This is a genomic window from Paraglaciecola sp. 25GB23A (assembly GCF_040012495.1).
GTDB lineage: Bacteria > Pseudomonadota > Gammaproteobacteria > Enterobacterales > Alteromonadaceae > Paraglaciecola.
The window spans coordinates 158,466-184,673 of the sequence record NZ_JBDYKM010000005.1 but is presented as its reverse complement, the minus strand read 5'-3'; the positions used below and the strand labels follow the sequence as shown (position 1 = coordinate 184,673).

Here is a 26,208-nt window from a genome sequence, read left to right as displayed (position 1 = left end):
CGGCTAGATGTTAAATTACAATAATTTTTCGATAGAGCGATAAACCTCAGTTGCCTGTTCGCTACTGAGGTTGTTTCTTTGCGCAGAGCCTGCGCTACTTGATACTCGAACAAAGTCATTCATTTGTTCTGTATTAGCCTTAGGTTCTGCATCTTTTGGGTTTGCTTGAATATTTTGAGTGCGTTGATTTTGGGCTTGTTCAGCTTGTTGTAAAATTTTACCTTGAGCAGATAATTCCACAGCTTTATCTTGGCCAATACCAAAGGCAATTTTATTGTCGCTTTGTGCGGGTTTCGCAGGGGTAGAGGCAAAGGCTAATTGAGGTACATTGCCAACCGATGAAATATCCATTTTAATCCCCCCGCAAAAAATAATATTTTAGTTCATCTAAAAGTATGGTCGCTAAGTGCCAAAATTGAAAGAAATCGACACATTAACTCGCAAGATACCGCTGTTTTAACGCACACTATTTTGAAATTGACTCAGGGTTGATAGCAGTAGCTCCATTTGTTTGACTATTTTAGCGATTGTTTTTTTCTGAGTTGCTTGATCAAACTGCTCCAGCTCTAATATGATTTTTGCTATCTCTTCTACATAGGGTTTAAAAAATTTACCTTGATGTTCGAAGCCTGCTTGTGCTGGAAAGATCGCGCTAAACTTGCCTTTTCCATCGTTGCGCAGATGACCAATGATTTGATCCGCATCGATGGCTTTTCGATAAATAAGTTGAAGATTTTCAGATAATTGTTGAATAATTGATTGCATGGCTAAAGTTTTTCTATAGTTGGTCGATAACGTGACGAGGCGGGCAATTCTGCCCGTTTTTAAACTTTGCTACAAGTAATAGGGGAGTTGGTATGGATATTCAAGGGGCGGGTTCCTCTGGTGCATCCGGGTCGGCGCTTGAAATAAAAGCTTTGCAACTTGCTAAATCACAGCAAGAACGCGACGGTCGAGCGACGCTTCAACTGCTGGAATCAGCAGCTGACGTGCCAAAAGTAACATCGGCTAATTCAGCAATCGGTTCTAATGTAGACACGTTTGCCTGAGTTTAATCGTGCAGCCCCTCATGTTCTCGTAAAGAATCTGTGGGGCTTATTTTAAGGATGTAGTTTTAAGTCGATGGGGGTTTTACCTGGTTGGCCACTCATTTCTCTGACTAATTTAGGTACAAGGTAACCCGGCAATAATCTGATCATGTGACTGAGTAAGTCACGGGCATGATTATCATCAAGATCAAAATGGCTGGCACCTTCTACTTTATCTAATACATGCAAGTAGTAAGGTAGAATGCCGCAATCAAACAAGGCCTCACTTAAAGCGACTTGCTGTGTTGGCTGATCATTAATACCTTTAAGTAATACTGCTTGATTAAGTAGGGTTACTCCCGCTTTTTTCAGTTTGCCCATAGCGCGCTTAACATTCTCATCAATTTCATTGGCGTGATTGATGTGCAGCACTAAAATGGGCTTTAGTCGCGTAGCCGTCAGCCAGTCAATAAGTTCGGTGGTAATGCGTGAAGGAATAACCACCGGCAGACGAGTATGGATACGTAGACGAGTGATATGTGGAATGATGGCTATTTCTTGGGTTAGCCACTGCAAAAAATCATCTTTGGCCATTAATGGATCGCCACCGGAGTAAATGATTTCATTTAACTGCTTATCTTGGCGGATATAGTGCAGAGCTTCTTGCCATTCACTTCGATTTAGATGGTTATCAGCGTAAGGGAAATGACGCCTGAAACAATAGCGACAATTAACTGCGCAGCCACCGCGTATTAACATCAGCAAACGACTCTGGTACTTATGCAGTATGCCAGGCTGAGCATTTTGGTGTTCATTTAATGGATCGGCAACAAATTCAGTCTGTTTATTGAACTCTAAGTGGCTGGTAAAAACTTGCTTAAATAGCGGGTCATCAGGATCGCCTTTAGCCATTCTTGCCGCGAAAGGTCGCGGTACACGCAAGGGAAACAGTGACCTCGCTTTGATGTCTTGCTCGAAGGATTCAGCTGGTATTTGCAAGTAATTGAGCAAGGCAATAGGGTCAGAAAAAGCCATTGCCAGTTCTTTTTGCCAGTTATGCTCTACAGCGATGATTTTTTTAGGTATTATTGCTAACAATTAAAGACTCAGCATAGTTATATTTACGAGGATACATGGCTACTATAGGTACAAACGAATTTAAAGCGGGCCTTAAATTAATGCTCGACGGCGAACCTTGCAACATTCTTGAAAATGAATTTGTTAAACCGGGTAAAGGGCAAGCCTTTAGTCGCGTTAGGTTACGTAAACTGATTTCCAACAAAGTACTCGAAAAAACCTTTAAATCCAATGAAACATTTGAAACAGCAGACGTCATGGATGTTGAACTTGCTTACTTGTATTCAGACGGTGAATTCTGGCACTTTATGAATAACGACACTTTTGAGCAAATCGCTGCTGATTCTAAAGCAATTGGTGACAATCTTAAATGGTTGGTCGAAAACAATCTTTGCACTATTACTTTGTGGAATGGTATTCCAATTACCGTGTCTCCCCCCAATTTTGTTGAACTGGAAATTGTGCAAACTGATCCCGGCCTAAAAGGTGATACGGCAGGGACCGGCGGTAAGCCAGCTACTTTAACAACAGGTGCCGTAGTTAGAGTGCCTTTGTTTGTGCAGCAAGGTGAAATAGTGAAAGTGGATACCCGCAGTGGTGAATACGTCTCACGAGCGCAAAAATAATAGTCAGTAGTTAACTTAAAAAGCTCACTTAGGTGAGCTTTTTTGTTCGTTAAACCTAAGAAATTAAATTTGAGTCATCATCATGAGCCTAGCTACTCAATGGCAGCCTTCAGCAAAACTCGATGTACTGCGTCAGCGTGCATTAATCATTAAGAAAATTAGGCAGTTTTTTGCAGAAAGAGACGTAATGGAAGTTGACACACCCACACTGTGCCACGCCAGTGTGACGGATTTAAACTTACGCGCCTTTAGTTGTCGATTTGATGATCCTCTATCGCCTGTCGTCACCCAACTGTATTTGCAGACCTCACCTGAGTTTGCCATGAAGCGTTTACTGTGTGCGGGTAGCGGTGCCATTTATCAGCTGAGTAAAGCCTTTAGAAACGAAGAAGCAGGGCGTTTGCATAATCCAGAATTTACCATGTTGGAATGGTATCGCCCTGATTATGACCATTTTATGCTGATGGATGAAGTTGAAACATTGGCCTGCGCTATTCTTGGCACAGCCAACGCAGGGCGTCTTACTTATCAACAAGCATTTATACAACACTTGCAATTTGATCCTTTACTCGAAGATATGGCGAGTCTTAAACGTTTATGTGAGTCGCGGGGTTACACTGAATTAGCGCTTGCTGAAACTGATCCTGATATTTTATTAAACTTGCTGTTTAGTCAGCATATTGAGCCCGCAATAAGTCAACATCAACCTTGTTTTGTGTATGACTTTCCCGCAAGTCAGGCGGCTTTAGCACGGCTTAATCCAAACAATCCTTTGGTGGCTGAGCGTTTTGAGCTTTATTATCGCGGTGTTGAACTAGCCAATGGTTTTCATGAATTAAGTGATGCTAGCGAGCAGCGTAGGCGCTTTGAACAAGATAATAAAAAAAGACACCAAGTGGGTTTGCCCACCATAGCAGTAGATGAGTTTTTTCTGGCTGCGTTGGAGTCGGGCCTACCACCTTGTGCTGGTGTGGCCGTCGGTGTAGATAGACTTATTATGTTGGCCCTCGATTGCCAGCACATTTCCCAAGTATTAGCTTTTGGTTATGCCAATGCTTAATTTTTATCATCCACAAGGATAAATAATGCAAACCGATACCGTTTTACTTTTTCAAAATGAATGGCAGACCTTACAAAATCAGTTTGACAGTTATGAAAAATTTTCATTATTGATTAAATTGCTTAATGTTAGCCTCAGTTGTTTATTGTGGTTTAGTTTAGGAGTGGGCTTATGGACCTTGTTAGTCGTCGCTATTCTATGGCTACAAGATGCTATTTGGTGCACCTTCAAAGAAAGGATTTCGCAACGTTTATTGCTCGTAGAAGAAGCTATCCATAAAAATATAAGTGGTATTTATCACCCTGAAATTGTGCCTTTTCAATTTAATCAGAGTTGGTTGGCGCTTCGTCCGTCGAGTAAGGGTTTAATCAATGAATATTTGGGTCAGGCCTTAAGGCCCACTGTGGCATATCCGCATCTAGTGCTGATTTTTATGTACATCGTATTGTGCATGGTGGCGGGGAATTAAATGGCTTGGAAAAGATACAAAACTTGCTGACATCGCGCTTACGTTTAAGACCACTGATTATGGATGATGCAGAGTTTATCCTAGAACTGGTGACCGATCCGGATTGGTTGACTTATATTGGCGACAAAGGCGTGCATTCTATCGAAGATGCGAAACGTTATATTTGTGATGGTCCTCAAGCCATGTATCAACAACATGGACTGGGTTTGTTATTGGTTGAGAGTATTGAGTCGTGCAAACCACTCGGTCTTTGTGGTTTATTAAAACGCGATAATCTGCCCATGCCTGATGTCGGTTTTGCATTTCTAGCCGCAGCCCGTCGACAAGGTTACGCGTATGAGGCCGCGTCTGCTGTGATTGCCCATAGTTTCCAGCATAGATCCATAGACTGTTTAGCGGCTATTACGTCAAAAATCAATGTGCGCTCCCAGGCTTTATTACAAAAACTCGGTTTTACTTTTAAGGGGCTGCACCATATGGATGAAAATGATCCTGGCAGCAATTTGTTTGAGCTAAGTAAGGCAACATGGCTTAAAACTGCATCGGTAATATGATCGCTCTTTTTAAGATAACTTTTTCTACTGGTACATCCGACCAACCATAGGTAGGGTCGATGCCCGTGGGCACTAGGGAAATTTTGTCTAATACTTCATAACCCTCTACTACAGAGCCAAATACCGCATAACCCCAATATCGCCCAGGATTTAAGGTGACATTATCGTCCATATTAAAAAAGAATTGGCGGTTTGCGGTATGTGGGTCGTCTTGTCTGGCCATTGTTATGGTGTATTTGTCATTTTTCAGACCATTACCTGATTCATTGAAAATATCCCCATAAGAAAATAACTCAGCAAAGTTTTCATCGTATCCACCGCCTTGCACCACAAAATCAATGACAACTCGATGAAATATCGTGCCATCATAACTGCGCTTTTGCACATAACGTAAAAAGTTATTTACCGTTAGTGGCGCTCTTTTCCGGTTAAGTTCTACAATAATGTCGCCCATAGAGGTTTCAAATTTAACTCTTGGATAATAATTACCCGCTTGAATTTGTGAACCATCATCCTTCGCTGCAGCAACTATGCTAGTGGAAATGGAAAGCAAAACTAAAATCAATATGTATCGCAACATGAAACGCCTATTTAATAAAAGTACTTAGAGAATTTAGGGGCAACCTAGCAAATTTTTTAACACTTCTCAAAATGATTATCAAATTTGCAATTTTGCTTTTAAATATCCATCCTGATAACTTGCTTAAAAAAGATACAAAATACTCATATCAAAGATTTGAGTTTATAAGGCATGGTATGAAATTTAAGTTTGGTTTGTTATTGCTCTTGTGTGTTGGCACCTGTGCTTACGGCCAAAAAAACTGCCTGAACTTTCATGTTATTGATTCAGCGCCACTCGGTTTTGTCGACTCAAATGGAGAAAAGCGTGGCGTGCATATCGAATTATTAAAAAACATTGAGCAACTTTCTGGAATTTGTATTCGCCTTGAGTTGATGCCGTACGCCCGAATTTTACACAGTCTTCAAGAGGGTCAACATGATGGTGGGATATTGTTCAGATATCCGCAGAATTCGAGTTTTATAGACTTCGTCGAGCATGTGCAAGATATGCAAACTATCATAGTTGCCAATAGACGTTTTAAACTTTCTTCCTTAGCCAGCTTAGACGGATTGATAATCGGTAAAACTAGAGGTACAGATTTAAGTGACACTATCAGTTTAGCGGGGAAATTCAATGTCGTTGAGCTTACTAATTATGGGCAAGCCGCAGCTTTACTAAATAAAGGCAGGATAGACGCGGTAGCAGGTAGCGCTTTGGTGCTTTATTATCAGTTGTCACATGTGTATTTAGGTCAAGAACCGATTGATTTTGCAAATAAGTTGGTGCTTGGAACTCGGGCACAATGGTTGCAATTATCAAAAAAAACGCCGACATCAATTGATGTTGTTAGACTTAAAAGGGCCACGGCAACCGCAGTCGCCGACCCTTCTTATAAGGCACTGATGCAACAATATTATGGGGTAGATTGGCAAAAGGTTAATCAGTAGTTGTTGATTATTCTGCCTGCACACTAGATTAAAAACAGCACAAAATTCTGTGCTGTCTTCAGCTTAAGCAAAAGTATCAATGATATTTGTACTGTTTGTTTGGCTTGTGTTGCTTGAAATGCTGTTTAAAGCAGTTAAGAAAGACTGCCCTATTTCTTGATCAGACATTGAAGTTGCTCTGCTCTGAAGCTCGTCTAAGATGCTTTTAAGTTCATCTTGTTGCTCTTTGCTAAGAGCCTTTAAGCTTGAAGATACGCTATCTTGTTCCTCTTGAGACAAAGTTGAGACGGCATTTTCAAGGCCCGGTGGTGTGCTTCCTGGTGGAGGTGGACCGCCATTGGGTGGTGGGCGTTGATTAACAGCTGCAGGCGTAATCAATTGATTATTTGCACCGTCTATTTGCATATTGAGTACTCCATTAATTTAAAATTAAGCCCAAGCCTAAACTTGTGCATCATTTACCTCACTACCTCCTAGTCTTTTTTGCGTTTTGGGCGCTCCCCCTTGGCAGGTACTGCAGCCAATTGCTCTTGCATCAATTTACAAGTGCCTTCAACAGTGTCGCCATGAGGGGTTTCAAAACTCACTATGTCGCCTTCTGATTTTCCTTTACAGGCGGTAACCGCTTCTTGAGGCGGTTTGTGGCCGGGTTTTTGATTGTCTTCTTGGGCCAATAAATTGCCAGAAAATAAGATAGAGCCTGCACACAGAATAAAGGGGTAAATTGTTTTCATATTGTTTCCAAATACTAGATTATCTGAACGTAAGTATGTCATTTGATTGTGCAGAAAAAGTGCAGAAGTGGTGAATATAAGGGGGAGTTAGTTTGATGTGAAATAATGCTATTAGAGTTAATTTTTAATATGCCATTATTGACTAAATTGGCTGCGAATCACCTAATGTTATAAGAGGTATTCGCTGCCGACGCCTTATTTTCTAGCGATAAATATGCTGAATTTCTGGTTGTTAGCCGCATGGTTCACTGATTTAAACATGCGTTTTAGTTTATTGGGATAATCCAAATGCCGATTACCTACAATAATCAACTCTCCGCCATTGCTTAGGGCTTTTTTTGCATCACTAAACATTTGCATGGCGATATGATCTGTAATGGTATTTTGTTGATGAAACGGTGGGTTACACAACACAAAGTCGACAGAGCTTTGCTTCGAGTCTGTGAGAAATTCTTCAAGGCAATTGCCAACAATAAAATCACTGCGCTCAAGGGCCTCAGGCAAATTATTTTTTATATTTTCTTTCGCCGATGCGACGGCCATATAAGACTCATCAACAAAAATAACATGAGCATCAGGATTCTTATGCAATACATGCAAACCTAGTACGCCATTGCCACAACCCAAATCAACCAGCCTTTGTTTACCAACCTTAGGTAAATGTTGCAGCATAAATCGAGCACCGATATCTAATTGTTGTCGAGAGAACACGTTCGCGTGATTACTCAACTCGAACTGGGGATTTTCTGTTAACCATCGAGTGGGATAGGGCGACGTATGGCTTAATTTACCAGTGGGCTGACAGAAAATCAGTCTAGCTTTTTTCTTAGCTAAAGAAGTCGTGGTAGGGCCGAGATATTTTTCAAATAAAGCCAGGGTGGATTTTTGAATAGCTAACATTTTTCCTGCAGCAATGACCTGCGTATCGGGTGTGACAACCGCTTGCAAATCAATTAATTGCTGTTCCAGTAAAGCCGTGGTTTTAGGAATTTTAATCAGCACGAGATCACATGGATTATCAATACGATCCAAACTATCGACAAAACGTATATTGTTTGCGTTAAGATTATTGCTAGCTAGGTTCATCAAACAAGATTGATGGGCTACAAAGGAATCACTAATCCACGTTGTTGGGTAATCGACAAACCAACAAGCTAACGCACCAAAGTCATCATTATAGATACGCAGGCGAGTTGATGCACTGAGGCTCGGTAAAGCTTGCACATATTCTATGATGTATTCGTCAGCCGCATCCCAGGCCTGCCAGCTTGGATGTTGCAACTGTGGGGGATAGCGAAGAAGCTTTAGGCTCTTGTCGATAAGCGTTAAACTGGCTTTCATGAATTATTTTACCTCTAGGGAGTCTCTTAGGTATGCAACAAGAACTCTTTGGTATGCAAGGAGCGGGCGAAAGCATTCAACTCAATATGGTGGATGCAGATGTACACTATTATCCAAGTTTTTTGCTCCCTGACCAAGCGCTACATTACTTTAATCTGCTGAAACACAAATTAGAGTGGCGCGAAGAGCAAATTCAATTGTACGGTAAGTTATTCAAAGTGCCACGTTTACAGGCATGGTATGGCGATAGCGAGGCCAGTTATTGTTATTCTAACTTAACTATGCAGCCGAATGGCTGGACAGATCCTCTACTGACCCTCAGAGCATTATGTGAACAAAAAACCAGTCATACTTACAATTCAGTTTTGGCAAATTTATATCGAGATGGCCAAGACAGTATGGGGATGCACTCCGATGACGAACCTGAACTGGGGCTAGAGCCTTGTATCGCATCTTTAAGTTTGGGCCAAGAGCGCACCTTGATTTTTTCCCATAAAAGTAGCAAGGAGAGAATTCGTTTGCCCTTGGTTTCTGGTAGTTTGTTGATTATGAAGGGAAAAACCCAAAAATATTGGCAGCATGGCATTGCTAAAACGAAACGACCTTTGCAAGCGAGAGTTAATCTAACTTTTCGAACCATTTTCAAATAGGTCGCTTTTGTTGAATGTTAGAGTCTCAATAAATAACTCGCTATGGCTCAATGGCTTAGCGTCAATTTAACAAAAATGACGAAAAACAGATTTTTTTAGTAAGAAAATAGGACTAAATTTAATGTGTAGGCCACCCATAGCCAAGTCGACTATTACGCTTTTGTTTTTATCTGCTTAAGCGTCAGGAAGAAAATATGAATATCCAAAACAATATTGAAAAGAAGTTGCTAGCGCACTTTGAACCTGCCCACCTGGAAGTGATTAATGAAAGCTTTATGCATAATGTGCCAAGCGGTTCGGAGAGTCATTTCAAGGTTGTATTGGTAACCCCTAAATTTGCCGGAGAACGTCTAATCAATAGGCATCGTGCGGTAAATGCCGTGCTGAAAGAAGAATTGGCCCAACATATCCACGCCTTGGCTCTACACACTTACACTCATGATGAATGGCATCATCTTTTTGGTGCTGCACCAGATTCGCCCAGATGCCTTGGGGGAGGTCGGGTGCCCGCATAGTTAGTCCGAATATAGACCTTATCTGAGCCACTTGGGCAGATAAGGTTGAGCATTTTTCGTTTCACCCTTCCTTTTATGTGTAATTTTTGTTAAAAATCCTCACCTTAATTTTGGCTAACATCCTTTCAGCTTTTGCAAAAAAGCTTTGATTTGGGAGAATAGCTCGACGCATGGATATCGAATAGTTGTCATGTCTTCAATAAATGCCAGTTTTTGGCAAGCGCATATCGATGCCTTGCATTTTCGTCTGTGTCAGTTAGTCAGTTGGTTTACCCTGTTTATGGTCCTGCAAACGTTTTTAATTGTTGTTCTGCGATACGGCTTTAATCTCGGTTGGATTGCCATGCAGGAATCGGTTATGTACATGCATGCCATGGTTTTTTTATTGGGTGCGGCACATACTCTACGAGTAAATGAACATGTTAGAGTGGATATATTTTATCGTCGTTTTAGTCCAAAAAATAAAGCACTCGTCGATATCGCTGGTGCCTTACTTCTCCTAATGCCGGTAAACTTTTTTATTTTGTGGATGAGTTGGGACTATGTCAGCTCTGCTTGGGATCTTTTAGAGCGCTCACCAGAAGCGGGCGGTCTTCCTCTTGTTTTCGCTCTTAAGTCACTCATTTTACTTTTTTGCATCACGATGAATCTGCAAGGTTTAGCTGAGTTGCTGCGTAACCTTATGAATTGGCGTCAAGGAGAGAGCCAGTGATTGAATTTATCCCCCTTTTTATGTTTGTTGCAGTATGCCTTGTGCTGCTTTTAGGTTATCCGGTCGCTTACTCACTAGCCGGTACTGCATTGATATTTGCACTAGTTGGTTTGGTGACCGGACATTTTGACGAAGCCTATTTACATGCTATGCCCAGTCGCTTCTATGGGATTATGACCAACCAAACGCTTATTGCCGTGCCGCTTTTTGTATTTATGGGGGTAATGTTAGAAAAGTCTAAGGTCGCTGAAAACCTGCTTGCTGCCATGACTCAACTTTTTGGACAATACCGAGGCGGTTTAGCTATTTCTGTGATCGTAGTCGGGGCCTTATTAGCCGCAAGCACAGGTATCGTGGGTGCTACTGTCGTGACTATGGGCTTGCTCTCTTTGCCTTCTATGTTAAAACAGGGCTACGCACCTAGTTTTGCCGCAGGAAGTATCTGTGCAACGGGTACATTAGGACAAATTATCCCTCCCTCTATTGCACTTGTGTTATTGGGTGATGTGTTATCCAACGCGTATCAACAAGCTCAGTTGAGCATGGGGAACTTTTCGCCCGATTCTGTCTCCGTGGGTGATTTGTTTGTGGGGGCGATTATCCCTGGGGCAATATTAGTTACGTTGTATCTCATCTATGTATTAGTGGTGACTTGGCTGCAACCACATAAAGTACCTAAAGCGGCGCCGGATATTGTGCAAGGGACAAATATTTTTATGGCGCTATTGCCGCCCATCGTATTAATTTTGTTAGTACTAGGGTCTATTTTAGGTGGGTTTGCAACCCCAACAGAAGCTGCTGGTGTGGGTGCTATGGGGGCTTTGGCGCTTGCTCTGCTGCAGGGGCAATTGACTATACACAAGCTTAGAGAAGTGATGCTAAATACCACAAAAGTTACCTCTATGGTGTTTTTGATATTAATTGGTGCTTCAGTGTTTTCATTGGTATTTCGAGGCTTTGGTGGTGAAGAGTTGATTGCTGACGTATTTAATCAGTTGCCAGGTGGCGTCTTTGCCGCTGTATTGCTCGTAATGGTTGTCATCTTTCTATTGGGTTTCATCCTCGATTTTATCGAAATTACTTTTGTGGTTGTACCGTTAGTGGCCCCGGTCTTACTGGCGATGGGAATAGATCCAATTTGGTTGGGTATTATGATTGCGATTAATTTACAAACCTCATTTTTGACTCCCCCTTTTGGTTTTGCCTTATTTTATTTGCGTGGGGTAGCCCCTAAATCTGTGTTGACATCCGACATCTATCGGGGTGTTATACCCTTTATTTTGATCCAACTTTTGCTATTAATCGTCCTGGCTATATGGCCTAATTTGGCCACGTGGTTGCCCCATTATCTATATGGATAAATTCAATGTTTACTAAACAAATTCGTTTTAACTTAACTTTTTTGGGTTTTATTGCTGTCTTGGGCCTGAGCCTGATATTACAAGGCTGTGGTAAAGAGCAAGTAGATACCCAAGGGGCGCAATCACAACAACAATATGAATGGAAGTTAGTTACCTCATGGCCGAAGAATTTTCCCGGTTTAGGCAAAGCACCAGAAACCTTTGCTAAAGAGGTTGAGCGCATGTCGGGTGGTCGCTTGAAAATCAAAGTTTATGGTGACGGTGAATTGGTTCCCGGTTTTGAGGTGTTTGATGCTGTAGCGGGTGGAACCGCCCAAATGGGTCATGCCGCGGCTTATTACTGGAAAGGTAAAGCTCCGGCCGCGCAGATTTTTACGGCTATTCCTTTTGGCATGAACGCACAGGAGATGAATGGTTGGTTTTACTACGGTGGTGGACTCGCGCTATGGCGAGAAGTTTATGAGCCCTTTGGTCTCATTCCCTTTCCTGGTGGCAATACCGGTGTACAAATGGCTGGATGGTTTAAAAAAGAAATCACCAGCCTAGATGACATGAAAGGCTTAAAGATGCGCATACCTGGTTTGGGCGGTGAAGTGCTCAAAAAAGTAGGCGGTATTCCTGTGGCACTTACCGGTGGTGACCTATTTACCTCATTGCAATCGGGCGCTATTGACGCCACTGAATGGGTTGGCCCTTACAATGATCTCGCTTTTGGTTTGTATAAGGCGGCTGACTATTATTATTATTCTGGCTGGCATGAACCTGGCGCGGCTTTAGAATTCATTGTTAACAAAGCTGCTTTTGAAACCTTACCGCAGGACTTACAAGCTATCATTGAAGTTGCCACTCAAGCCGTTAATCAAGATATGTTAGCCGAATACACAGCACGTAATAACGAAGCGATGCAAACCTTAGTGAACAAACATGGAGTTAATATGCAACCTCTTCCCAATGACGTAATGCAAGGTCTGCGCAAAGCGTCGCTCGAAGTTATGCAGGAGCAAGCAGCGGCCGATCCGATGTTTAAAAAAGTGTATGAGTCGTATATGGCATTCCAAACTAAGGTGGCGCAATACCACAAAATTTCTGAATTTGAATATTATAAAAATCGTGCGAGTGAGCAACCATAAAATCAGCCTTGATGTTTGATTGGAAAATGAGTGAGGCATAGGTTTGGTTTCATCGTTAATCGACTTTTTTGTTATAGTTTACCGCCGTATTCGCACTAGATGGGTAATATCTAATAAAAATGGTAGCGATGACTAAGATATTCATCGTTTTTAAGCTGTTCAGATCTGTTTTTGGCTTTTGAACGGGTACAATACTGGCAGATAAAAATAGTAGGAAAAAAACATGATTATTAAGCCTAAGATCCGTGGCTTTATTTGTACTAATGCACATCCCATTGGATGTGCTGCAAATGTAAAACAGCAAATTTCGTATGTTCAAGCGCAAGGTGAGTTACATAATGCGCCTAAAAACGTATTGGTTATTGGTTGTTCAACAGGTTATGGCCTAGCGTCTAGAATTACTGCGGCCTTTGCGGGTGGTGCTAACACCTTAGGCGTTTGTTTTGAAAAGCCACCTAGTGATAGAAAAACCGCTACGGCCGGTTGGTACAATACCGCCGCATTCCATCAAGAAGCACAAGCCGCTGGTTTATATGCTCAAACTTTAAATGGCGATGCTTTTGGTAAGGAAATGAAACAAGAGGTTATCGATACCTTAAAAGCCAATATGGGTAAAGTTGATTTAGTCATATACAGTTTGGCTTCGCCTCGTCGTACTGATCCAGAAACTGGTGAAGTTTATAAATCAACCTTAAAACCGGTTGGGCAAGCTTACAAGACCAAAACCTATGATACAGATAAAAATCTAGTTCATGAAATTGCGCTTGAGCCAGCTAACGACGATGAAATTGAGCAAACTATTAAAGTCATGGGTGGCGAAGATTGGGAACTGTGGTTAAACGCTTTAGCTGACGCAGACCTGCTGGCGGATGGATGTAAAACAACGGCTTATACCTATGTTGGTAAAGAACTGACATGGCCAATTTACGGTCAAGCCACCATAGGACGAGCTAAAGAAGACTTGGATCGGGCTGCTGCTGCAATAGTAAAAACTAAAGCTGATAAAAAGGTTCAAGCTTATGTTTCATCTTTAAAAGCACTGGTTACCCAAGCAAGTTCAGCTATACCTGTGATGCCTTTATATATTTCACTTATTTATAAAGTTATGAAAGAAGAAGGCACTCACCAGGGATGTATCGAGCAAATCTATGATTTGTTTAATGAAAAATTAACTCAAGCTCAGCCTGTTACTGACGAACTTGGGCGTTTGTATATGAATGCCAAAGAAACTAATGATAGTACACAGGCCAAAATAACGAGTTTGTGGGATCAAGTAACCCAAGATAATTTCCATCAGCTTAGTGACTATGCCGGCTACCATCATGAGTTTTTAAAACTCTTTGGGTTTGACATTCAAGGAGTTGATTATGAAGCAGATGTTGAACCTCTAGTTGAGTGGTAAGTTGAGGCTTAATTAACGGAAAAATAAAAAACCGTGCTCTTGCGGTTTTTTATTTTATCAAGCTAATGGTAGATTTTACTCCCGGATATCAGGAAACTTGGCAGTAAATTAATAAAAAAACCATAAAAAAAGGTTTTAAACCATAATTTGCGTGGCAGATAGCCTTTGGTTGGTGCTAAAATTCCACCGCTAATGACATGAGGTTGATCTTTATCTATTGTTTTAAGAATAAATAAAGCGAAGGCAAGGTAGCAAATCATAGAGCCGCAAGTGATTTCAGCGGAGTTACAACAAGACACATCACGATTAGATTTTTGGCTAGACTCATATCGGCTTAACAAAGAGAGTCTAATCGTGCTGTGTATTAATTAGAGTAGTGCAATTGCGTATGATAAAAATCACGAAAGGGCTAGATCTTCCCATTGAGGGAGTGCCACAACAAACGATCCATGATGGTAATAAAATTAACCGTGTTGCTATTTTGGGTGAAGAATATATTGGCATGCGTCCTACAATGCATGTTCAAGAAGGCGATGTAGTGAAAAAAGGCCAAGTTCTTTTTGAAGACAAAAAGAATCCTGGGGTTTTATTTACTGCACCGATCGCGGGTAAGGTCATTGAAGTTAACCGCGGAGCAAAACGTGTTTTGCAATCTGTGGTTGTTGAACTTGACGGTGATGAAAGTGAAGATTTTGCTAAGTTTAGCCAAACTGAACTTGCTTCTTTGGATGCCGCCAAAGTACAAGACCAATTGGTTAAGTCCGGCTTGTGGACCGCTATTCGAACGCGTCCCTACAGTAAATCTCCGGCTTTGGATAGCAGACCCCATTCGATCTTTGTTAGTGCCATGGATACCAATCCTTTAGCAGCTGACCCACAAGTCATTATTGCTCAACGTAGTGAAGACTTTGTTAATGGCTTGCAAGTCATTAGTCAGCTAACTGAAGGCAAAGTATTTGTTGGTAAAGCACCGGGTTCAACTATTCCCACCGGTTCGGTCAATAAAGTGGTAAGTAACGAGTTCTCTGGGCCTCATCCTGCTGGCTTAGTCGGTACCCACATTCACTTTTTAGATACTGTTGGTCAGACTAAAAAGGTTTGGCATGTTGGCTATCAAGACGTTATTGCCATCGGTCATTTGTTCACTACGGGTGAGCTTGATTCTACTCGGGTTGTCGCTCTTGGCGGACCTGAAGTTAAAAATCCTCGCTTGGTCAGGACCTTAGTTGGTGCTGATATTAGCCAGCTAACTGCTAACGAAGTGAATGACGGTGACTTGCGAATTCTTTCAGGGTCAGTTTTGTTAGGTAATAAAGCGAACGGTGTCCATGGGTATTTGGGTCGCTTCCATGTGCAGGTTTCTGTATTACGCGAAGGTCGTGAAAAAGAATTGTTTGGCTGGCTGAAGCCAGGTGTTAACCAGCACTCAGTAACACGAGCGTATTTGGCGCACTTGAGTCCTAAACGTCTGTTCAAGATGACTACAACCACTAATGGTTCTGATCGTTCGATGGTTCCTATCGGTAACTACGAGCGCATTATGCCCTTAGATATTCTGCCTACTTTGTTACTCAGAGATATCATCTCGGGTGATACAGATGGAGCACAGAGCCTAGGTTGCTTGGAATTGGACGAAGAAGATTTGGCTTTGTGTACTTATGTTTGCCCTGGCAAATATAACTACGGGCCTATCTTGCGTGATTGTCTAGATAAGATTGAGAAAGAGGGTTAAGTCATGGGCTTAAAAACGTATTTAGAAAAGATTGAACCTAATTTTGAAGCGGGCGGCAAGTATGAAAAGTTTTATGCTTTGTACGAAGCTGCAGCAACCATTTTTTATACTCCTGGTAAGGTAAACAAAGCCAATACTCATGTACGCGATAGTATTGACTTGAAACGTATTATGATAATGGTTTGGATGGCGACGTTTCCCGCCATGTTTTACGGTATGTATAACATTGGTCATCAAGCGCACAACGCAATACTTGCTAACGCAGGTACTTTGCCTGACATGTGGCAAGCAGCCTTATTCAGTGCCTTAGGTGGTCAAATTGGCCTCGAGAGTACTGGCGGTTTAGCCATGTTTTTATATGGTGCATGTTTCTTTATTCCTGTGTATGCCGTGACCTTTATTGTTGGTGGCTTCTGGGAAGTATTGTTTGCTTCAGTTAGAAAGCATGAGATTAACGAAGGTTTTTTTGTTACCTCAGTACTTTTTGCCTTAACGTTGCCAGCGACAATACCTCTGTGGCAAGTCGCCTTAGGTATTACTTTTGGTGTGGTTATCGCTAAAGAGGTCTTTGGTGGTACCGGACGTAACTTCTTGAACCCTGCTTTGTCAGGTCGCGCATTTTTATACTTTGCTTATCCAGCACAAATCTCTGGTGATGCAATCTGGACTGCAGCCGATGGCTTCTCTGGCGCAACTTGGCTAAGTAAAGCGGCTTCTGGATCGGTAACTGATTGGAGTATTAATGCTGATTGGTGGGATGCTTTCTTAGGTAACATCCAAGGTTCTATGGGCGAAGTATCAACTTTGGCAATCATGTTAGGTGGTTTATTTATAATTTACCTACGCATTGCTTCTTGGCGAATCGTATTAGGCGTATTACTAGGGGGAGCCGCTTTTAGTTTGTTACTCAACTTTGTTGGAAGTGATACTAATGCGATGTTTGCTATGCCTTGGTATTGGCATCTAGTCACAGGTGGTTTTGCCTTTGGGATGTTCTTTATGGCAACTGACCCTGTGTCAGCGTCGTTTACCAATATCGGTAAGTGGGGCTACGGCATATTGATTGGTGCGATGTGTGTGATGATCCGAGTTATTAACCCCGCCTTCCCTGAAGGTATGATGTTAGCAATATTGTTTGCCAATTTATGGGCACCTTTATTTGATTACTTTGTTGCCCAAAGCAATATAAAACGGAGGATGGCACGTGTCGGCTAAGAAAGAAACTTTAGGAAAAACCATTGGCGTTGTATTGGCCGTGTGTTTGGTCTGTTCAATCATTGTTTCAGGCTCTGCTGTTGGCTTGCGAAGCCTGCAAGAGACCAATGCTAAGTTAGATCAGCAATCAAATATTATTGAAGCTGCTGGCTTATCTGACATCGCTGCCGGTGATATTGCAGGTACTTACGACAAATTTGTTGAAGAACGTTTTATCGACTTAAGTACTGGTGAATATGTTGAGGTTGCAAATGATTTTGATATGTACAAAGCGGCTAAGCAACCCAAGTACAGCGTCAAAGTTGAGAACAGTAATGTTGGGTTTCAATATCGCTCTAGCGTGGCTAATATCTTTTTAGTTAAAGATGATACGGGTCAAGTAAATCGTATTATCTTACCGGTAAACGGCAGCGGCTTGTGGGACATGATGTATGGTTATTTAGCACTGGATGTCGACGGAAATACTGTTCGTGAATTGGTTTATTACAAACAGAAAGAAACCCCAGGATTAGGCGGTGAAGTTCAAAACCCAAGCTGGAAAGCTCAATGGGACGGTAAGAAAATTTTCAAAGATGGCGAAGTTGCCATTGAAGTGAAGAAAAATGCCGACTCTTCCAGCGACTATGTAGTTGATGCGTTATCGGGTGCAACATTAACCAGTAACGGCGTACAAAATACGCTTGATTATTGGGCCGGCGATAACGGCTATGGACCGTTCCTCAAAAACCAGACTTGGAAATCATAAGGGCTTTTTATCATGGCTGAAATTAAAGAAATGAAAAAGGTACTGTTCGGGCCACTCCTGGACAATAACCCTATCGCTTTGCAAGTACTGGGCGTTTGTTCGGCATTAGCAATTACTACTAAATTAGAAACTGCCTTGGTTATGGGTATAGCCTTGACCACAGTAACGGCATTTTCAAACTTGTTTATTTCACTTATTCGTAAGCAAATTCCTTCGAGTGTACGGATTATTATTCAAATGACCATTATTGCCTCTTTGGTAATTGTGGTTGACCAAATACTAAAAGCCTACAGTTATGAAATTTCTAAGCAGCTGTCAGTGTTTGTAGGTTTGATTATTACTAACTGTATTGTAATGGGACGAGCTGAAGCTTACGCCATGAAGAGTCCACCCTTTATGTCATTTTTAGACGGTATTGGTAATGGACTGGGCTACTCTTTGGTATTGATTGTTATCGGAACTATTAAAGAGTTGGCTGGTTTTGGCACGCTTTTAGGTTTTGAAATAATGCCACTTATTCAAAACGGTGGCTGGTATCAAGGTAATGGTTTATTGATTTTACCTTTTAGCTCATTCTTCTTGATTGCAGGTCTAATCTGGGCAATTCGTACCATTCGACCTGAACAAGTCGAGCCTAAGGAGTAATTCATGGAACACTACATTAGTATATTTGTTAAATCTGTGTTCATTGAGAACATGGCTCTGTCTTTGTTTTTAGGTATGTGTACCTTTTTAGCTGTATCGAAAAAAGTTAAGACCGCTATGGGTCTAGGCGTAGCAGTAATAGTTGTTTTAGGTATTTCTGTGCCCGTAAACCAAGTTATCTATGTGAATATTTTAGCTCCGGGCGCGTTAGCATGGGCTGGTTTTCCTGATGCTGATTTAAGCTTCCTGAACTTTTTAACTTTCATTGGTGTTATTGCTGCATTAGTACAGGTGTTGGAAATGACTCTGGATAAGTTCTTCCCCGCCTTGTATAACGCCTTAGGTATATTCTTGCCATTGATTACAGTTAACTGCGCCATTTTTGGTGGTGTAGCGTTCGCCATACAACGTGAATACAACTTTAGTGAAAGTATCGTTTATGGCATCGGCAGTGGATTGGGGTGGGCTATCGCTATTACCTTGATGGCTGCTGTTAGAGAAAAGTTGAAATATGCTGATATGCCAGAAGGTATAAGAGGTTTAGGTTCAGTGTTTATGATCGCGGGTCTAATGGCCCTTGGTTTCCAGTCTTTTACTGGCATTTCACTGTAATCCACATCGATTAGGAGTAACTATTAATGAATCCAAATGAAATATACCTAGGTGTTGGCATGTTCATTGTCATCGTACTAGCCTTGGTTGCAATCATCATGCTTGCTAAATCGAAATTAGTACCCGAGGGTGATATCACTATCACTATTAACGGCGATCCAAACAAACGTTTAACAGCTCAATCAGGTGATAAGCTGCTTGGCGTACTGGCTAACAATGGTATCTTTGTCTCTTCAGCATGTGGTGGCGGTGGTTCATGTGGCCAATGCCGTGTTGAAGTTAAGTCAGGTGGTGGCGAAATTTTACCTACTGAGCTTGACCATATCAGTAAAAAAGAAGCGAAACACGGTTGTCGCTTGTCTTGCCAATTGTCTATTAAACAAGACATGGATATTGAGTTAGAAGAAGAAATCTTTGGTATCAAAAAGTGGGACTGTGAAGTTATATCTAACGATAACAAAGCCACTTTTATCAAAGAGCTTAAGCTTAAAATTCCTAATGGTGAAAGCGTGCCTTTCAAAGCCGGTGGTTATATTCAAATAGAAGCGCCTGCTCACCATGTAAAATATTCAGAATTCGAAGTACCTGATAAGTATCGCGGTGACTGGGAACGTTTTGGTTTTTTCAATATTGAATCAAAAGTAGACGAAGAAACTATTCGCGCTTACTCCATGGCAAACTACCCAGAAGAAGAAGGTATTATTATGTTGAACGTGCGTATTGCTACGCCGCCACCTAATAATTTGACCTTGCCAGCAGGTAAAATGTCATCTTATATTTGGAGTCTTAAAGCAGGCGACAAGGCAACAATTTCTGGCCCATTTGGTGAGTTTTTTGCTAAAGAGTCTAAAGCTGAAATGGTATTTGTTGGCGGCGGTGCCGGTATGGCACCGATGCGCTCGCACATTTTTGACCAATTACGTCGTCTTAAAACCGATCGAAAGATTACCTTTTGGTATGGTGCTCGCTCGTTGCGTGAAATGTTTTATGTTGAAGATTTCGACATGTTGGCCAAAGAAAACGAAAACTTCGATTGGCATGTGGCACTCTCTGACCCTCAACCTGAAGATAATTGGGAAGGCTATACCGGTTTTATTCACCAAGTATTATTAAAAAACTACTTGCAAGCTCACCCAGCGCCTGAGGATTGTGAATTCTACATGTGTGGTCCACCCATGATGAATGCTGCTGTGATTAACATGCTGAAAGAGTTGGGTGTTGAAGATGAAAACATCATGCTGGATGACTTTGGTGGCTAGATTTTTCAGTCACTGGGAATAATCCCTTGAAGTAAAATATAGTTAAAAGGGGCGTAAGCCCCTTTTTTGGGTCTATTTTATCTATGGAAAACAACCATGCGCACTAGCATTAGAGCAACCTTCTGTGTTTTTTTTATTTTGTTTCTCAGTCAATGCTCTCCAGAGAATCAATCTGAGATCTATTTAAGCGGGCCCACTATGGGCACGATATATAATATTAAGTATGTGCCAAATGATGGGGTTGAAGCAGATATCTTACAAAAAGAGATATACGCAGTTTTGCTCGATGTAAATAAGTTGATGTCGACTTATATGCCCGACTCAGAACTGTCTCGTTTTAATCAATGGCAAAGTAGTGAGCCGTTTCCGCTATCTGAAGAAACCTTACTCGTCATGCGAGAAGCAAAGCGTTTAGGTAAACTAAGTGGCGGCTTACTAGATGTGACCATTGGGCCCTTAGTTAACCTATGGGGCTTTGGACCGCAAGCGCGTCCTGAAAAAGCTCCAAGCAAAGATGTAGTCGCTGAGCTAAGCACTCATATTGGTTTAGATAAACTCATATTAGACAAAAATTCTGCCAGCAAAGCCGATCCTCGCCTATACGTTGATTTGTCTACTATCGCTAAAGGTTATGGTGTTGACCGTGTTGCGCAAGTACTTGAAGAACAACAGATCACTAACTATTTAGTGGAAATTGGCGGGGAAATGCGTTTATCTGGTAAAAAGTTAAGTGGTGCTGAATGGCGGATAGCTATCGAGAAACCTGTTACCCAAGAACGTGCTGTGGAGCGTATTATTAGTGTTGGCAATAATGGTATCGCCACGTCAGGCGACTATCGTAATTATTTTGAAGAGGATGGTGTCCGCTATTCACATCTAATCGATCCATTGACAGGCTCCCCGATTACCCATAATTTAGTGTCGGTTACGGTGGTATCTGCATCTTGTATGACGGCCGACGGACTAGCGACTGCTTTGAGCATTATGGGTAAAGATAAAGCCTTGTCACTGGCGATAGAAAATCAACTTGCTGTTTTACTGATTACTAAAGAAGGTAATGAGTTTAAAGAGTATACTAGTCCGATGTTTGATCAAATAGTCACGGTATATTAACCAGGATATTTTATGAGTACTTTTATTTTAGCTTTCGTATTTTTTGTTGTGGTTGTGGCCGCGATGTCCGTTGGTTATTGGGTTCAGAAAAAAACCATAAGCGGCAGTTGCGGTGGTCTAGGTGCCTTGGGCATTGCAAAAGCATGTGATTGCCCAGAGCCTTGTGACCGCAAGAAAGCGCGTTTGGAGCGCGAAGAACATCGTCAAGAAAAATTAAGTGAATGGAAAAAGAATCAAATTTTATAGTGGCATAACAACGCCGTTATTAATAAGAAAGGCCGGTTACTCCGGCCTTTCTTATTGACTTCTTTTGTATTTATTGCAAAATACTGTAATAACATACAGTGTTGTTGGCCATGAAAAAAATCATACATATTGATATGGATTGTTTCTATGCGGCTGTTGAAATGCGCGACAATCCCCACTTACAAAATGTCCCTTTAGCGATAGGGGGCAGTAGCGATCGACGCGGTGTCATTTCTACCTGCAACTATATCGCTCGAAAGTTTGGTGTGCGTTCAGCCATGGCCACTGCTCATGCTTTTAAACTCTGCCCAGATTTAGTCTTGGCGCCGGGTCGTATGGAAATATACAGCCAAATTTCACAGCAAATACGTGAAATTTTTAGTCGCTATACTGATAAAATTGAACCCCTATCTTTAGATGAAGCCTATCTTGACGTAAGTGATAGTGACTTATTTGGTGGTAGCGCGACCCTTATCGCTAACGATATCCGCCAAGCTATTTTTAACGAAACGCAACTGACGGCTTCGGCTGGTGTTGCTCCTTGCAAGTTTGTGGCAAAAATTGCTAGTGATGAAAATAAGCCAAATGGCATTTGTGTCATCACGCCCGATAAGCTTGATGCTTTTGTTCTCAAGCAGCCGCTGCGTAAAATTCCGGGTGTTGGTAAGGTAACCTGTGAAAAGCTCAACGCTATGGGTCTATTTACTTGCGCTGATGTGCGTCTTTTTCCTTTTGATGAACTGCTTAAGCGCTTTGGAAAATTTGGGGCCATTATTTGGGCTCGGAGCCACGGTGAAGATGAGAGAGAGCTACAAATTGACCGACAGCGAAAGTCAGTAGGTGTAGAGCGCACTATGTCCGAAGATATTCAAAATCAAGATGACTGTAGAATAATGATTCAAAGCCTATACCCTCAGCTTAAAAAACGTCTGCTTAAGTCGAGTCCTGATCTTAGGATACAAAGCCAAGGTATTAAGCTCAAATTTAGCGATTTTCAACAGACTACTGTTGAGCATCGTTGCCATGCGTTAAATCAGGATTATTTTGAAGATTTACTCCAGCAAGCACTTGCACGACAAGACGGCAGGGGTATTCGTTTGGTTGGCTTACACGTTGGTCTGTTAGCGGATACTCAAGTACAGCAATTGACCTTTGATTTTAATCACTTAATAAATATTTGATAATTTGAGTGAGCTTTTACAAAGATTAGGTAAACTTATCCGCCTTTATGCCCTAATATTTTGACTTAAGCTCCTATGTTTACTATGCCCGCCAACATCTGGTTACTAACCTTTATTCAAGCCTTGGTCATGTGTATCGGTACTATGTTGGTGCTGTCTGGCGGGGTATTAGGTGCTCAATTAGCCCCTGTTCCAAGCCTAGCTACCCTGCCTGTTGCTTTAATGATTGTTGGTGTTGCTACTGGAGTGGTGCCGATTACCCGCTTAATGCAGCGGTTTGGTCGCAAACCAATTTTTATCAGCCTGAGTCTATTGGCTTGTACCATCTGTTTTTTGATGAGTTGGGCAATTAGTCAAGCATCTTTTTTGCTGTTGTGCATGAGTACTTTCATGTTGGGTTTATGTAGCGCAGGTTTCCAACAAATACGTTTTGCCGCTATGGAGTCAGTTAGCACAGAATTAATGCCCAAAGCGGCATCAACTGTCTTATTGGGTGGACTTGTTGCTGCATTTTTAGGCCCTGAATTAGTTACCCTTGGTAATGCTTTTATTGCAAGGGAGTTTGTAGGCGCTTTTTATTTAATGGCTGGTTTACTGCTGATATGCAGCTTGCTGTTTAGTCGAATCAAAAATACCCATGCGATCAGTCTACCTAGTCAAACTGCAGCAAGGCCACTTAAACTGATTGCCCAACAACCTATCTTTATTCTCGCAGTCTCGTCCTCAGTGGTAGGTTATGCTTTAATGAGTTTTATTATGACTGCCACTCCTGTGCATATGCATGTAATCGAACACCATAGTCTTTTACATACTAAATGGGTTATTCAAAGTCATGTGTTTGCCATGTTTTTTCCTTCCTTATTTAGTGGTTGGTTGATCAGTAAATTAGGCGTTAATAAAGTTATTTTTATGGGTATTGGCGCTTATTTACTGACTATCTTTATCGGCTTTATTGATAATCAATTGGTTAACTATTGGCTTGCTTTAGTCTTACTTGGTATTGGTTGGAATTTTTTGTTTGTCGGTGGCACGGTGTTGCTTGCGCAAACTTATCGTCCTGAAGAGCGATTTAAAGTACAGGGTTTGAATGAGTTTTTAGTTTTTAGTTGTCAAGCGCTTGCAGCATTGAGTGCGGGCATAATGTTAAGTTTATTTGGTTGGCAAGGATTGTTAGCCTTGAGTTTGTTTATCGTGCTGTTTTTAGTTTGCGTGTTACTTTTGCAAGGAGCGAAGGCACGGGGCCGCACTAAGAGTAGGGTTGTTTAATTATGAGTATCGCCACAGGAAAATACCGTCATTACAAAGGCAATGATTATGAAGTAATAGGCGTTGCCTCGCATTCAGAAGACGAATCTCAACTAGTGGTTTATCGGCCACTATATGGTCAGCAAGGCCTGTGGGTTAGGCCCTTGTCAATGTTCACTGAAACCGTCGTAGTTAATGGTATTGCAACCCCAAGATTTAAATACATCGACAATTAAGTTTAGGTTAACAGCACTACGCTAAGTGTCCAACACAGACCGGCGAGCATGGCCGCATAACTAGCAGGTACGATTTGGCTTTTAACGTGATCCATTAAGTCACAGCCGGTGGTCATGGCACTCAATATCGTGGTGTCAGAAATAGGTGAACACTGATCACCATAAACACTGCCATTGAGCACAGTTGCGAAGCAAATCATCAAGTAGAGTTCTGGATGGGCCAGACCTTGGGTTTGGGCAATACTCCAAGCCAAAGGCATGGCTAAGGGAAACGCAATGGCATAGGTTCCCCAGCTAGTGCCAGTTGAAAACGCGATTAACATAGTCATTAATTGTAAAATAATCGGCAGACTCCAATAAGGTATTTGCTCACCTAATGATTCCACCAAATAAATGCCACCACCTAATTGTTTACTAATTAGGCCTATGGTCAAGGCTAACATCAGTATTACTGAGGCGACCACCACTCCCTTTAAGCCATTACCAAAACCGTCCAATAATTGTTTTACTTTCATGCCTTTAAATAAGGCTATGCCAGCAGCGAGCAACAAGGCACAACTAAAGGCCCAATGAATCTGCGGAGAACCCAATACGATATGGGATACCACGGCCACTAAAATTAAACTTCCCAATGGAAGCAAAAATTCCAATATGTGCGCTTGATAGCCAGGCGGTACATCATTGGCGTGTAGTTCCTTGGCGCTAACGGGATGAGCGTTGGGGCCATCTAATTCTCCACTTTTCTCAACTCTAATTCGTGCATTTTTTAATAGTGGACCACTGAATTTGGTGATATTTAAACTCAACAATAAGGTGCCGATGATGGCGAAAATAGCATAGAAACTAAAGGGTACACTGGCGAAAAAGAAAGCAACTCGATCGCTTTCTGTGGCCAGAAAGGCTACGCCAGGAATAAATAGAAATGCCTGAACATAAGCTGGCCAAGCGTTAAAGGCAATTAAAGCCGCCACCGGCGACGCTGTTGAGTCCACCACATAACTCAACTCCTCGTGGCTGACTTTGGCCTTGTCAGCGATGGGCTTCACTGTGGTGCCAACCAGCACGGTGCTCATAGTGCCGCCCTGAAAAAAGATAATGCCCAAAAACCAGGCCACTAACTTAGCGGAACGTGGACCTTTGACATAGTGCTGACTCATGTAGTCGGCAAACACTTGTGCGGCGCCAGTTTTTGCCCAAATACCCATCAAACCGCCAAGTAACCATAAGTACAAAATTAAAATAGAGGCGGCGCTTGTAGTGCCAATGGATGGGATAAGAACTTGATTAATAATATCAAACTGACCCATCATGATAGCACCGACTATAATGCCACTGAGGAGTGCTATAAGAGGCTCTTTGCTTAATAAACACAATAAAATGGCTATAATGGCTGGTAATAACGACCAAAGTCCGTAATGAAAATCAGCCTTGAGTAAGACCAACTCATTCTTAACTTGACTGTCAATGCCTGAGTCAGTTGCTAACCATACCCATTGTTGTTTAAGTTCAGGCTCTTTATTTGAGCCATCTAATATGCTTTGCCTGACAGGTGACCTATTATAATCAACAATGTTTTCAATCTTGATCGGTTTTCCAGCACTCTGATACATCCAATTGCCTTGGTTATCTGTATAAGTCTCGTAGCGTAACTGCGACTCAACCCAGGTCGGTGCAATACGGTAATTGACGTAAAACGCCGCAATGATACTGATAACAAATAAAATTAGGGTAAACTGTTTATTGACGCTTGGCATGCTGGTTTCTTCTTTGATGACTCGCTTGGATAACAATCTATCACTTACTTTTACTAT

General features: G+C 41.8%; 31 protein-coding genes. 23 read left to right on the top strand and 8 right to left on the bottom strand.

The features are described 5' to 3' along the window. Nucleotides 1-15: 15 nt before the first annotated feature. Together ABKW31_RS11235 and ABKW31_RS11230 are read right to left on the bottom strand one after the other, a co-directional pair. Entirely contained in the window at nt 16-351 is a 336-nt protein-coding gene (locus ABKW31_RS11235; RefSeq protein WP_348616450.1) for a hypothetical protein, read from the bottom strand. Nucleotides 352-456: 105 nt separating this feature from the next. Then, nucleotides 457-765, bottom strand: coding sequence for a hypothetical protein (locus ABKW31_RS11230; RefSeq protein WP_348616449.1), 309 nt, complete (start codon nt 763-765; stop codon nt 457-459). Nucleotides 766-857: 92 nt separating this feature from the next. On the opposite strand from ABKW31_RS11230, the gene ABKW31_RS11225 reads away from it, so the two are divergent. Beyond that, the gene (locus ABKW31_RS11225; RefSeq protein WP_348616448.1) at nt 858-1,049 is read left to right on the top strand and encodes a hypothetical protein; all 192 of its coding nucleotides are present in this window, start codon (nt 858-860) and stop codon (nt 1,047-1,049) included. Between the two features lie 51 nt (nt 1,050-1,100). On the opposite strand, the gene epmB is transcribed toward ABKW31_RS11225, so the two are convergent. After that, nucleotides 1,101-2,126, bottom strand: coding sequence for an EF-P beta-lysylation protein EpmB (epmB, locus tag ABKW31_RS11220; protein WP_348616447.1), 1,026 nt, complete (start codon nt 2,124-2,126; stop codon nt 1,101-1,103). Nucleotides 2,127-2,161: 35 nt separating this feature from the next. Here epmB and efp point away from each other — a divergent pair, with 35 nt between their 5' ends. The 4 genes from efp (at nt 2,162) to ABKW31_RS11200 (ending at nt 4,814) form a co-directional block, all read left to right on the top strand. Further along, nucleotides 2,162-2,731: an elongation factor P gene (gene efp / locus ABKW31_RS11215; RefSeq protein WP_348616446.1), complete on the top strand. Its 570-nt coding sequence runs from the start codon at nt 2,162-2,164 to the stop codon at nt 2,729-2,731. Nucleotides 2,732-2,813: 82 nt separating this feature from the next. Then, complete coding sequence (epmA, locus tag ABKW31_RS11210) at nt 2,814-3,791, top strand: elongation factor P--(R)-beta-lysine ligase (RefSeq protein ID WP_348616445.1); 978 nt, start codon at nt 2,814-2,816, stop codon at nt 3,789-3,791. A 25-nt stretch (nt 3,792-3,816) separates the two neighbouring features. Beyond that, the gene (locus ABKW31_RS11205; protein ID WP_348616444.1) at nt 3,817-4,260 is read left to right on the top strand and encodes a hypothetical protein; all 444 of its coding nucleotides are present in this window, start codon (nt 3,817-3,819) and stop codon (nt 4,258-4,260) included. 5 nt (nt 4,261-4,265) lie between these two features. Then, a complete protein-coding gene (locus ABKW31_RS11200) occupies nt 4,266-4,814 on the top strand; it encodes a GNAT family N-acetyltransferase (RefSeq protein ID WP_348616443.1) in 549 nt (182 codons plus the stop codon). Here ABKW31_RS11200 and ABKW31_RS11195 read toward each other — a convergent pair. After that, complete coding sequence (locus tag ABKW31_RS11195; protein ID WP_348616442.1) at nt 4,792-5,394, bottom strand: peptidylprolyl isomerase; 603 nt, start codon at nt 5,392-5,394, stop codon at nt 4,792-4,794. The genes ABKW31_RS11200 and ABKW31_RS11195 overlap by 23 nt on opposite strands. A 176-nt stretch (nt 5,395-5,570) precedes the next feature. Here ABKW31_RS11195 and ABKW31_RS11190 point away from each other — a divergent pair, with 176 nt between their 5' ends. Continuing rightward, entirely contained in the window at nt 5,571-6,323 is a 753-nt protein-coding gene (locus tag ABKW31_RS11190; protein ID WP_348616441.1) for a transporter substrate-binding domain-containing protein, read from the top strand. A 63-nt stretch (nt 6,324-6,386) separates the two neighbouring features. On the opposite strand, the gene ABKW31_RS11185 is transcribed toward ABKW31_RS11190, so the two are convergent. From ABKW31_RS11185 to ABKW31_RS11175, 3 genes are all read right to left on the bottom strand, one after another. Beyond that, a complete protein-coding gene (locus ABKW31_RS11185) occupies nt 6,387-6,728 on the bottom strand; it encodes a hypothetical protein (RefSeq protein WP_348616440.1) in 342 nt (113 codons plus the stop codon). A gap of 68 nt (nt 6,729-6,796) precedes the next feature. Beyond that, nucleotides 6,797-7,057 carry a hypothetical protein gene (locus tag ABKW31_RS11180; RefSeq protein ID WP_348616439.1) on the bottom strand — a complete coding sequence of 87 codons (261 nt, stop codon included), beginning with the start codon at nt 7,055-7,057 and terminating at the stop codon, nt 6,797-6,799. 195 nt (nt 7,058-7,252) lie between these two features. Next, on the bottom strand, nt 7,253-8,398 hold the full coding sequence (locus tag ABKW31_RS11175) for a methyltransferase (protein ID WP_348616438.1): 1,146 nt from the start codon (nt 8,396-8,398) through the stop codon (nt 7,253-7,255). A gap of 32 nt (nt 8,399-8,430) precedes the next feature. Here ABKW31_RS11175 and ABKW31_RS11170 point away from each other — a divergent pair, with 32 nt between their 5' ends. The 17 genes from ABKW31_RS11170 (at nt 8,431) to ABKW31_RS11090 (ending at nt 24,397) form a co-directional block, all read left to right on the top strand. Continuing rightward, entirely contained in the window at nt 8,431-9,048 is a 618-nt protein-coding gene (locus tag ABKW31_RS11170) for an alpha-ketoglutarate-dependent dioxygenase AlkB (protein ID WP_348616437.1), read from the top strand. A gap of 194 nt (nt 9,049-9,242) precedes the next feature. After that, nucleotides 9,243-9,563 carry a transcriptional regulator BolA gene (bolA, locus tag ABKW31_RS11165; protein ID WP_348616436.1) on the top strand — a complete coding sequence of 107 codons (321 nt, stop codon included), beginning with the start codon at nt 9,243-9,245 and terminating at the stop codon, nt 9,561-9,563. Nucleotides 9,564-9,753: 190 nt separating this feature from the next. Continuing rightward, on the top strand, nt 9,754-10,275 hold the full coding sequence (locus ABKW31_RS11160) for a TRAP transporter small permease subunit (RefSeq protein WP_348616435.1): 522 nt from the start codon (nt 9,754-9,756) through the stop codon (nt 10,273-10,275). Further along, nucleotides 10,275-11,636 carry a TRAP transporter large permease subunit gene (locus ABKW31_RS11155; protein WP_348616482.1) on the top strand — a complete coding sequence of 454 codons (1,362 nt, stop codon included), beginning with the start codon at nt 10,275-10,277 and terminating at the stop codon, nt 11,634-11,636. Before ABKW31_RS11160 ends, ABKW31_RS11155 begins: the two co-directional genes overlap by 1 nt. A gap of 5 nt (nt 11,637-11,641) precedes the next feature. Further along, nucleotides 11,642-12,766, top strand: a complete 1,125-nt coding sequence (locus tag ABKW31_RS11150; protein ID WP_348616434.1) for a TRAP transporter substrate-binding protein — start codon at nt 11,642-11,644, stop codon at nt 12,764-12,766. Nucleotides 12,767-12,989: 223 nt separating this feature from the next. Then, a complete protein-coding gene (gene fabV, locus ABKW31_RS11145; protein WP_348616433.1) occupies nt 12,990-14,168 on the top strand; it encodes an enoyl-ACP reductase FabV in 1,179 nt (392 codons plus the stop codon). A 388-nt stretch (nt 14,169-14,556) separates the two neighbouring features. After that, complete coding sequence (locus ABKW31_RS11140; protein WP_348616432.1) at nt 14,557-15,900, top strand: Na(+)-translocating NADH-quinone reductase subunit A; 1,344 nt, start codon at nt 14,557-14,559, stop codon at nt 15,898-15,900. A 3-nt stretch (nt 15,901-15,903) separates the two neighbouring features. Then, nucleotides 15,904-17,115, top strand: coding sequence for an NADH:ubiquinone reductase (Na(+)-transporting) subunit B (locus tag ABKW31_RS11135; protein WP_348616431.1), 1,212 nt, complete (start codon nt 15,904-15,906; stop codon nt 17,113-17,115). After that, on the top strand, nt 17,105-17,860 hold the full coding sequence (locus tag ABKW31_RS11130) for a Na(+)-translocating NADH-quinone reductase subunit C (protein ID WP_348616430.1): 756 nt from the start codon (nt 17,105-17,107) through the stop codon (nt 17,858-17,860). Before ABKW31_RS11135 ends, ABKW31_RS11130 begins: the two co-directional genes overlap by 11 nt. Nucleotides 17,861-17,872: 12 nt before the next feature. Then, nucleotides 17,873-18,505, top strand: coding sequence for an NADH:ubiquinone reductase (Na(+)-transporting) subunit D (locus ABKW31_RS11125; RefSeq protein WP_348616429.1), 633 nt, complete (start codon nt 17,873-17,875; stop codon nt 18,503-18,505). Between the two features lie 3 nt (nt 18,506-18,508). Beyond that, a complete protein-coding gene (gene nqrE / locus ABKW31_RS11120) occupies nt 18,509-19,117 on the top strand; it encodes an NADH:ubiquinone reductase (Na(+)-transporting) subunit E (protein ID WP_348616428.1) in 609 nt (202 codons plus the stop codon). Between the two features lie 26 nt (nt 19,118-19,143). Continuing rightward, complete coding sequence (gene nqrF, locus ABKW31_RS11115; protein WP_348616427.1) at nt 19,144-20,376, top strand: NADH:ubiquinone reductase (Na(+)-transporting) subunit F; 1,233 nt, start codon at nt 19,144-19,146, stop codon at nt 20,374-20,376. 96 nt (nt 20,377-20,472) lie between these two features. Further along, a complete protein-coding gene (locus ABKW31_RS11110; protein ID WP_348616426.1) occupies nt 20,473-21,489 on the top strand; it encodes an FAD:protein FMN transferase in 1,017 nt (338 codons plus the stop codon). Nucleotides 21,490-21,501: 12 nt separating this feature from the next. Then, nucleotides 21,502-21,735: a (Na+)-NQR maturation NqrM gene (gene nqrM, locus ABKW31_RS11105; protein WP_348616425.1), complete on the top strand. Its 234-nt coding sequence runs from the start codon at nt 21,502-21,504 to the stop codon at nt 21,733-21,735. Between the two features lie 110 nt (nt 21,736-21,845). After that, a complete protein-coding gene (gene dinB, locus ABKW31_RS11100) occupies nt 21,846-22,916 on the top strand; it encodes a DNA polymerase IV (protein ID WP_348616424.1) in 1,071 nt (356 codons plus the stop codon). Between the two features lie 75 nt (nt 22,917-22,991). Continuing rightward, nucleotides 22,992-24,182 (top strand): MFS transporter, encoded by a 1,191-nt coding sequence (locus tag ABKW31_RS11095; protein ID WP_348616423.1) that lies wholly within the window; start codon nt 22,992-22,994, stop codon nt 24,180-24,182. 2 nt (nt 24,183-24,184) lie between these two features. Then, entirely contained in the window at nt 24,185-24,397 is a 213-nt protein-coding gene (locus ABKW31_RS11090; protein WP_348616422.1) for a DUF1653 domain-containing protein, read from the top strand. 2 nt (nt 24,398-24,399) lie between these two features. Here the strand turns inward: ABKW31_RS11090 and ABKW31_RS11085 are convergent, their stop codons facing one another. Beyond that, the gene (locus tag ABKW31_RS11085; protein ID WP_348616421.1) at nt 24,400-26,151 is read right to left on the bottom strand and encodes a Na+/H+ antiporter NhaC family protein; all 1,752 of its coding nucleotides are present in this window, start codon (nt 26,149-26,151) and stop codon (nt 24,400-24,402) included. Nucleotides 26,152-26,208 lie beyond the last annotated feature (57 nt).

What these genes read in the sequence shown, in the direction of transcription:
- ABKW31_RS11235 (WP_348616450.1), bottom strand. Translation starts at nt 351, where the DNA reads ATGGATATTTCATCGGTTGGCAATGTACCTCAATTAGCCTTTGCCTCT.
- ABKW31_RS11230 (WP_348616449.1), bottom strand. Translation starts at nt 765, where the DNA reads ATGCAATCAATTATTCAACAATTATCTGAAAATCTTCAACTTATTTAT.
- ABKW31_RS11225 (WP_348616448.1), top strand. Translation starts at nt 858, where the DNA reads ATGGATATTCAAGGGGCGGGTTCCTCTGGTGCATCCGGGTCGGCGCTT.
- efp (WP_348616446.1), top strand. Translation starts at nt 2,162, where the DNA reads ATGGCTACTATAGGTACAAACGAATTTAAAGCGGGCCTTAAATTAATG.
- epmA (WP_348616445.1), top strand. Translation starts at nt 2,814, where the DNA reads ATGAGCCTAGCTACTCAATGGCAGCCTTCAGCAAAACTCGATGTACTG.
- ABKW31_RS11205 (WP_348616444.1), top strand. Translation starts at nt 3,817, where the DNA reads ATGCAAACCGATACCGTTTTACTTTTTCAAAATGAATGGCAGACCTTA.
- ABKW31_RS11195 (WP_348616442.1), bottom strand. Translation starts at nt 5,394, where the DNA reads ATGTTGCGATACATATTGATTTTAGTTTTGCTTTCCATTTCCACTAGC.
- ABKW31_RS11190 (WP_348616441.1), top strand. Translation starts at nt 5,571, where the DNA reads ATGAAATTTAAGTTTGGTTTGTTATTGCTCTTGTGTGTTGGCACCTGT.
- ABKW31_RS11185 (WP_348616440.1), bottom strand. Translation starts at nt 6,728, where the DNA reads ATGCAAATAGACGGTGCAAATAATCAATTGATTACGCCTGCAGCTGTT.
- ABKW31_RS11180 (WP_348616439.1), bottom strand. Translation starts at nt 7,057, where the DNA reads ATGAAAACAATTTACCCCTTTATTCTGTGTGCAGGCTCTATCTTATTT.
- ABKW31_RS11175 (WP_348616438.1), bottom strand. Translation starts at nt 8,398, where the DNA reads ATGAAAGCCAGTTTAACGCTTATCGACAAGAGCCTAAAGCTTCTTCGC.
- ABKW31_RS11170 (WP_348616437.1), top strand. Translation starts at nt 8,431, where the DNA reads ATGCAACAAGAACTCTTTGGTATGCAAGGAGCGGGCGAAAGCATTCAA.
- bolA (WP_348616436.1), top strand. Translation starts at nt 9,243, where the DNA reads ATGAATATCCAAAACAATATTGAAAAGAAGTTGCTAGCGCACTTTGAA.
- ABKW31_RS11160 (WP_348616435.1), top strand. Translation starts at nt 9,754, where the DNA reads ATGTCTTCAATAAATGCCAGTTTTTGGCAAGCGCATATCGATGCCTTG.
- ABKW31_RS11150 (WP_348616434.1), top strand. Translation starts at nt 11,642, where the DNA reads ATGTTTACTAAACAAATTCGTTTTAACTTAACTTTTTTGGGTTTTATT.
- fabV (WP_348616433.1), top strand. Translation starts at nt 12,990, where the DNA reads ATGATTATTAAGCCTAAGATCCGTGGCTTTATTTGTACTAATGCACAT.
- ABKW31_RS11140 (WP_348616432.1), top strand. Translation starts at nt 14,557, where the DNA reads ATGATAAAAATCACGAAAGGGCTAGATCTTCCCATTGAGGGAGTGCCA.
- ABKW31_RS11135 (WP_348616431.1), top strand. Translation starts at nt 15,904, where the DNA reads ATGGGCTTAAAAACGTATTTAGAAAAGATTGAACCTAATTTTGAAGCG.
- ABKW31_RS11125 (WP_348616429.1), top strand. Translation starts at nt 17,873, where the DNA reads ATGGCTGAAATTAAAGAAATGAAAAAGGTACTGTTCGGGCCACTCCTG.
- nqrE (WP_348616428.1), top strand. Translation starts at nt 18,509, where the DNA reads ATGGAACACTACATTAGTATATTTGTTAAATCTGTGTTCATTGAGAAC.
- nqrF (WP_348616427.1), top strand. Translation starts at nt 19,144, where the DNA reads ATGAATCCAAATGAAATATACCTAGGTGTTGGCATGTTCATTGTCATC.
- ABKW31_RS11110 (WP_348616426.1), top strand. Translation starts at nt 20,473, where the DNA reads ATGCGCACTAGCATTAGAGCAACCTTCTGTGTTTTTTTTATTTTGTTT.
- nqrM (WP_348616425.1), top strand. Translation starts at nt 21,502, where the DNA reads ATGAGTACTTTTATTTTAGCTTTCGTATTTTTTGTTGTGGTTGTGGCC.
- dinB (WP_348616424.1), top strand. Translation starts at nt 21,846, where the DNA reads ATGAAAAAAATCATACATATTGATATGGATTGTTTCTATGCGGCTGTT.
- ABKW31_RS11095 (WP_348616423.1), top strand. Translation starts at nt 22,992, where the DNA reads ATGTTTACTATGCCCGCCAACATCTGGTTACTAACCTTTATTCAAGCC.
- ABKW31_RS11090 (WP_348616422.1), top strand. Translation starts at nt 24,185, where the DNA reads ATGAGTATCGCCACAGGAAAATACCGTCATTACAAAGGCAATGATTAT.
- ABKW31_RS11085 (WP_348616421.1), bottom strand. Translation starts at nt 26,151, where the DNA reads ATGCCAAGCGTCAATAAACAGTTTACCCTAATTTTATTTGTTATCAGT.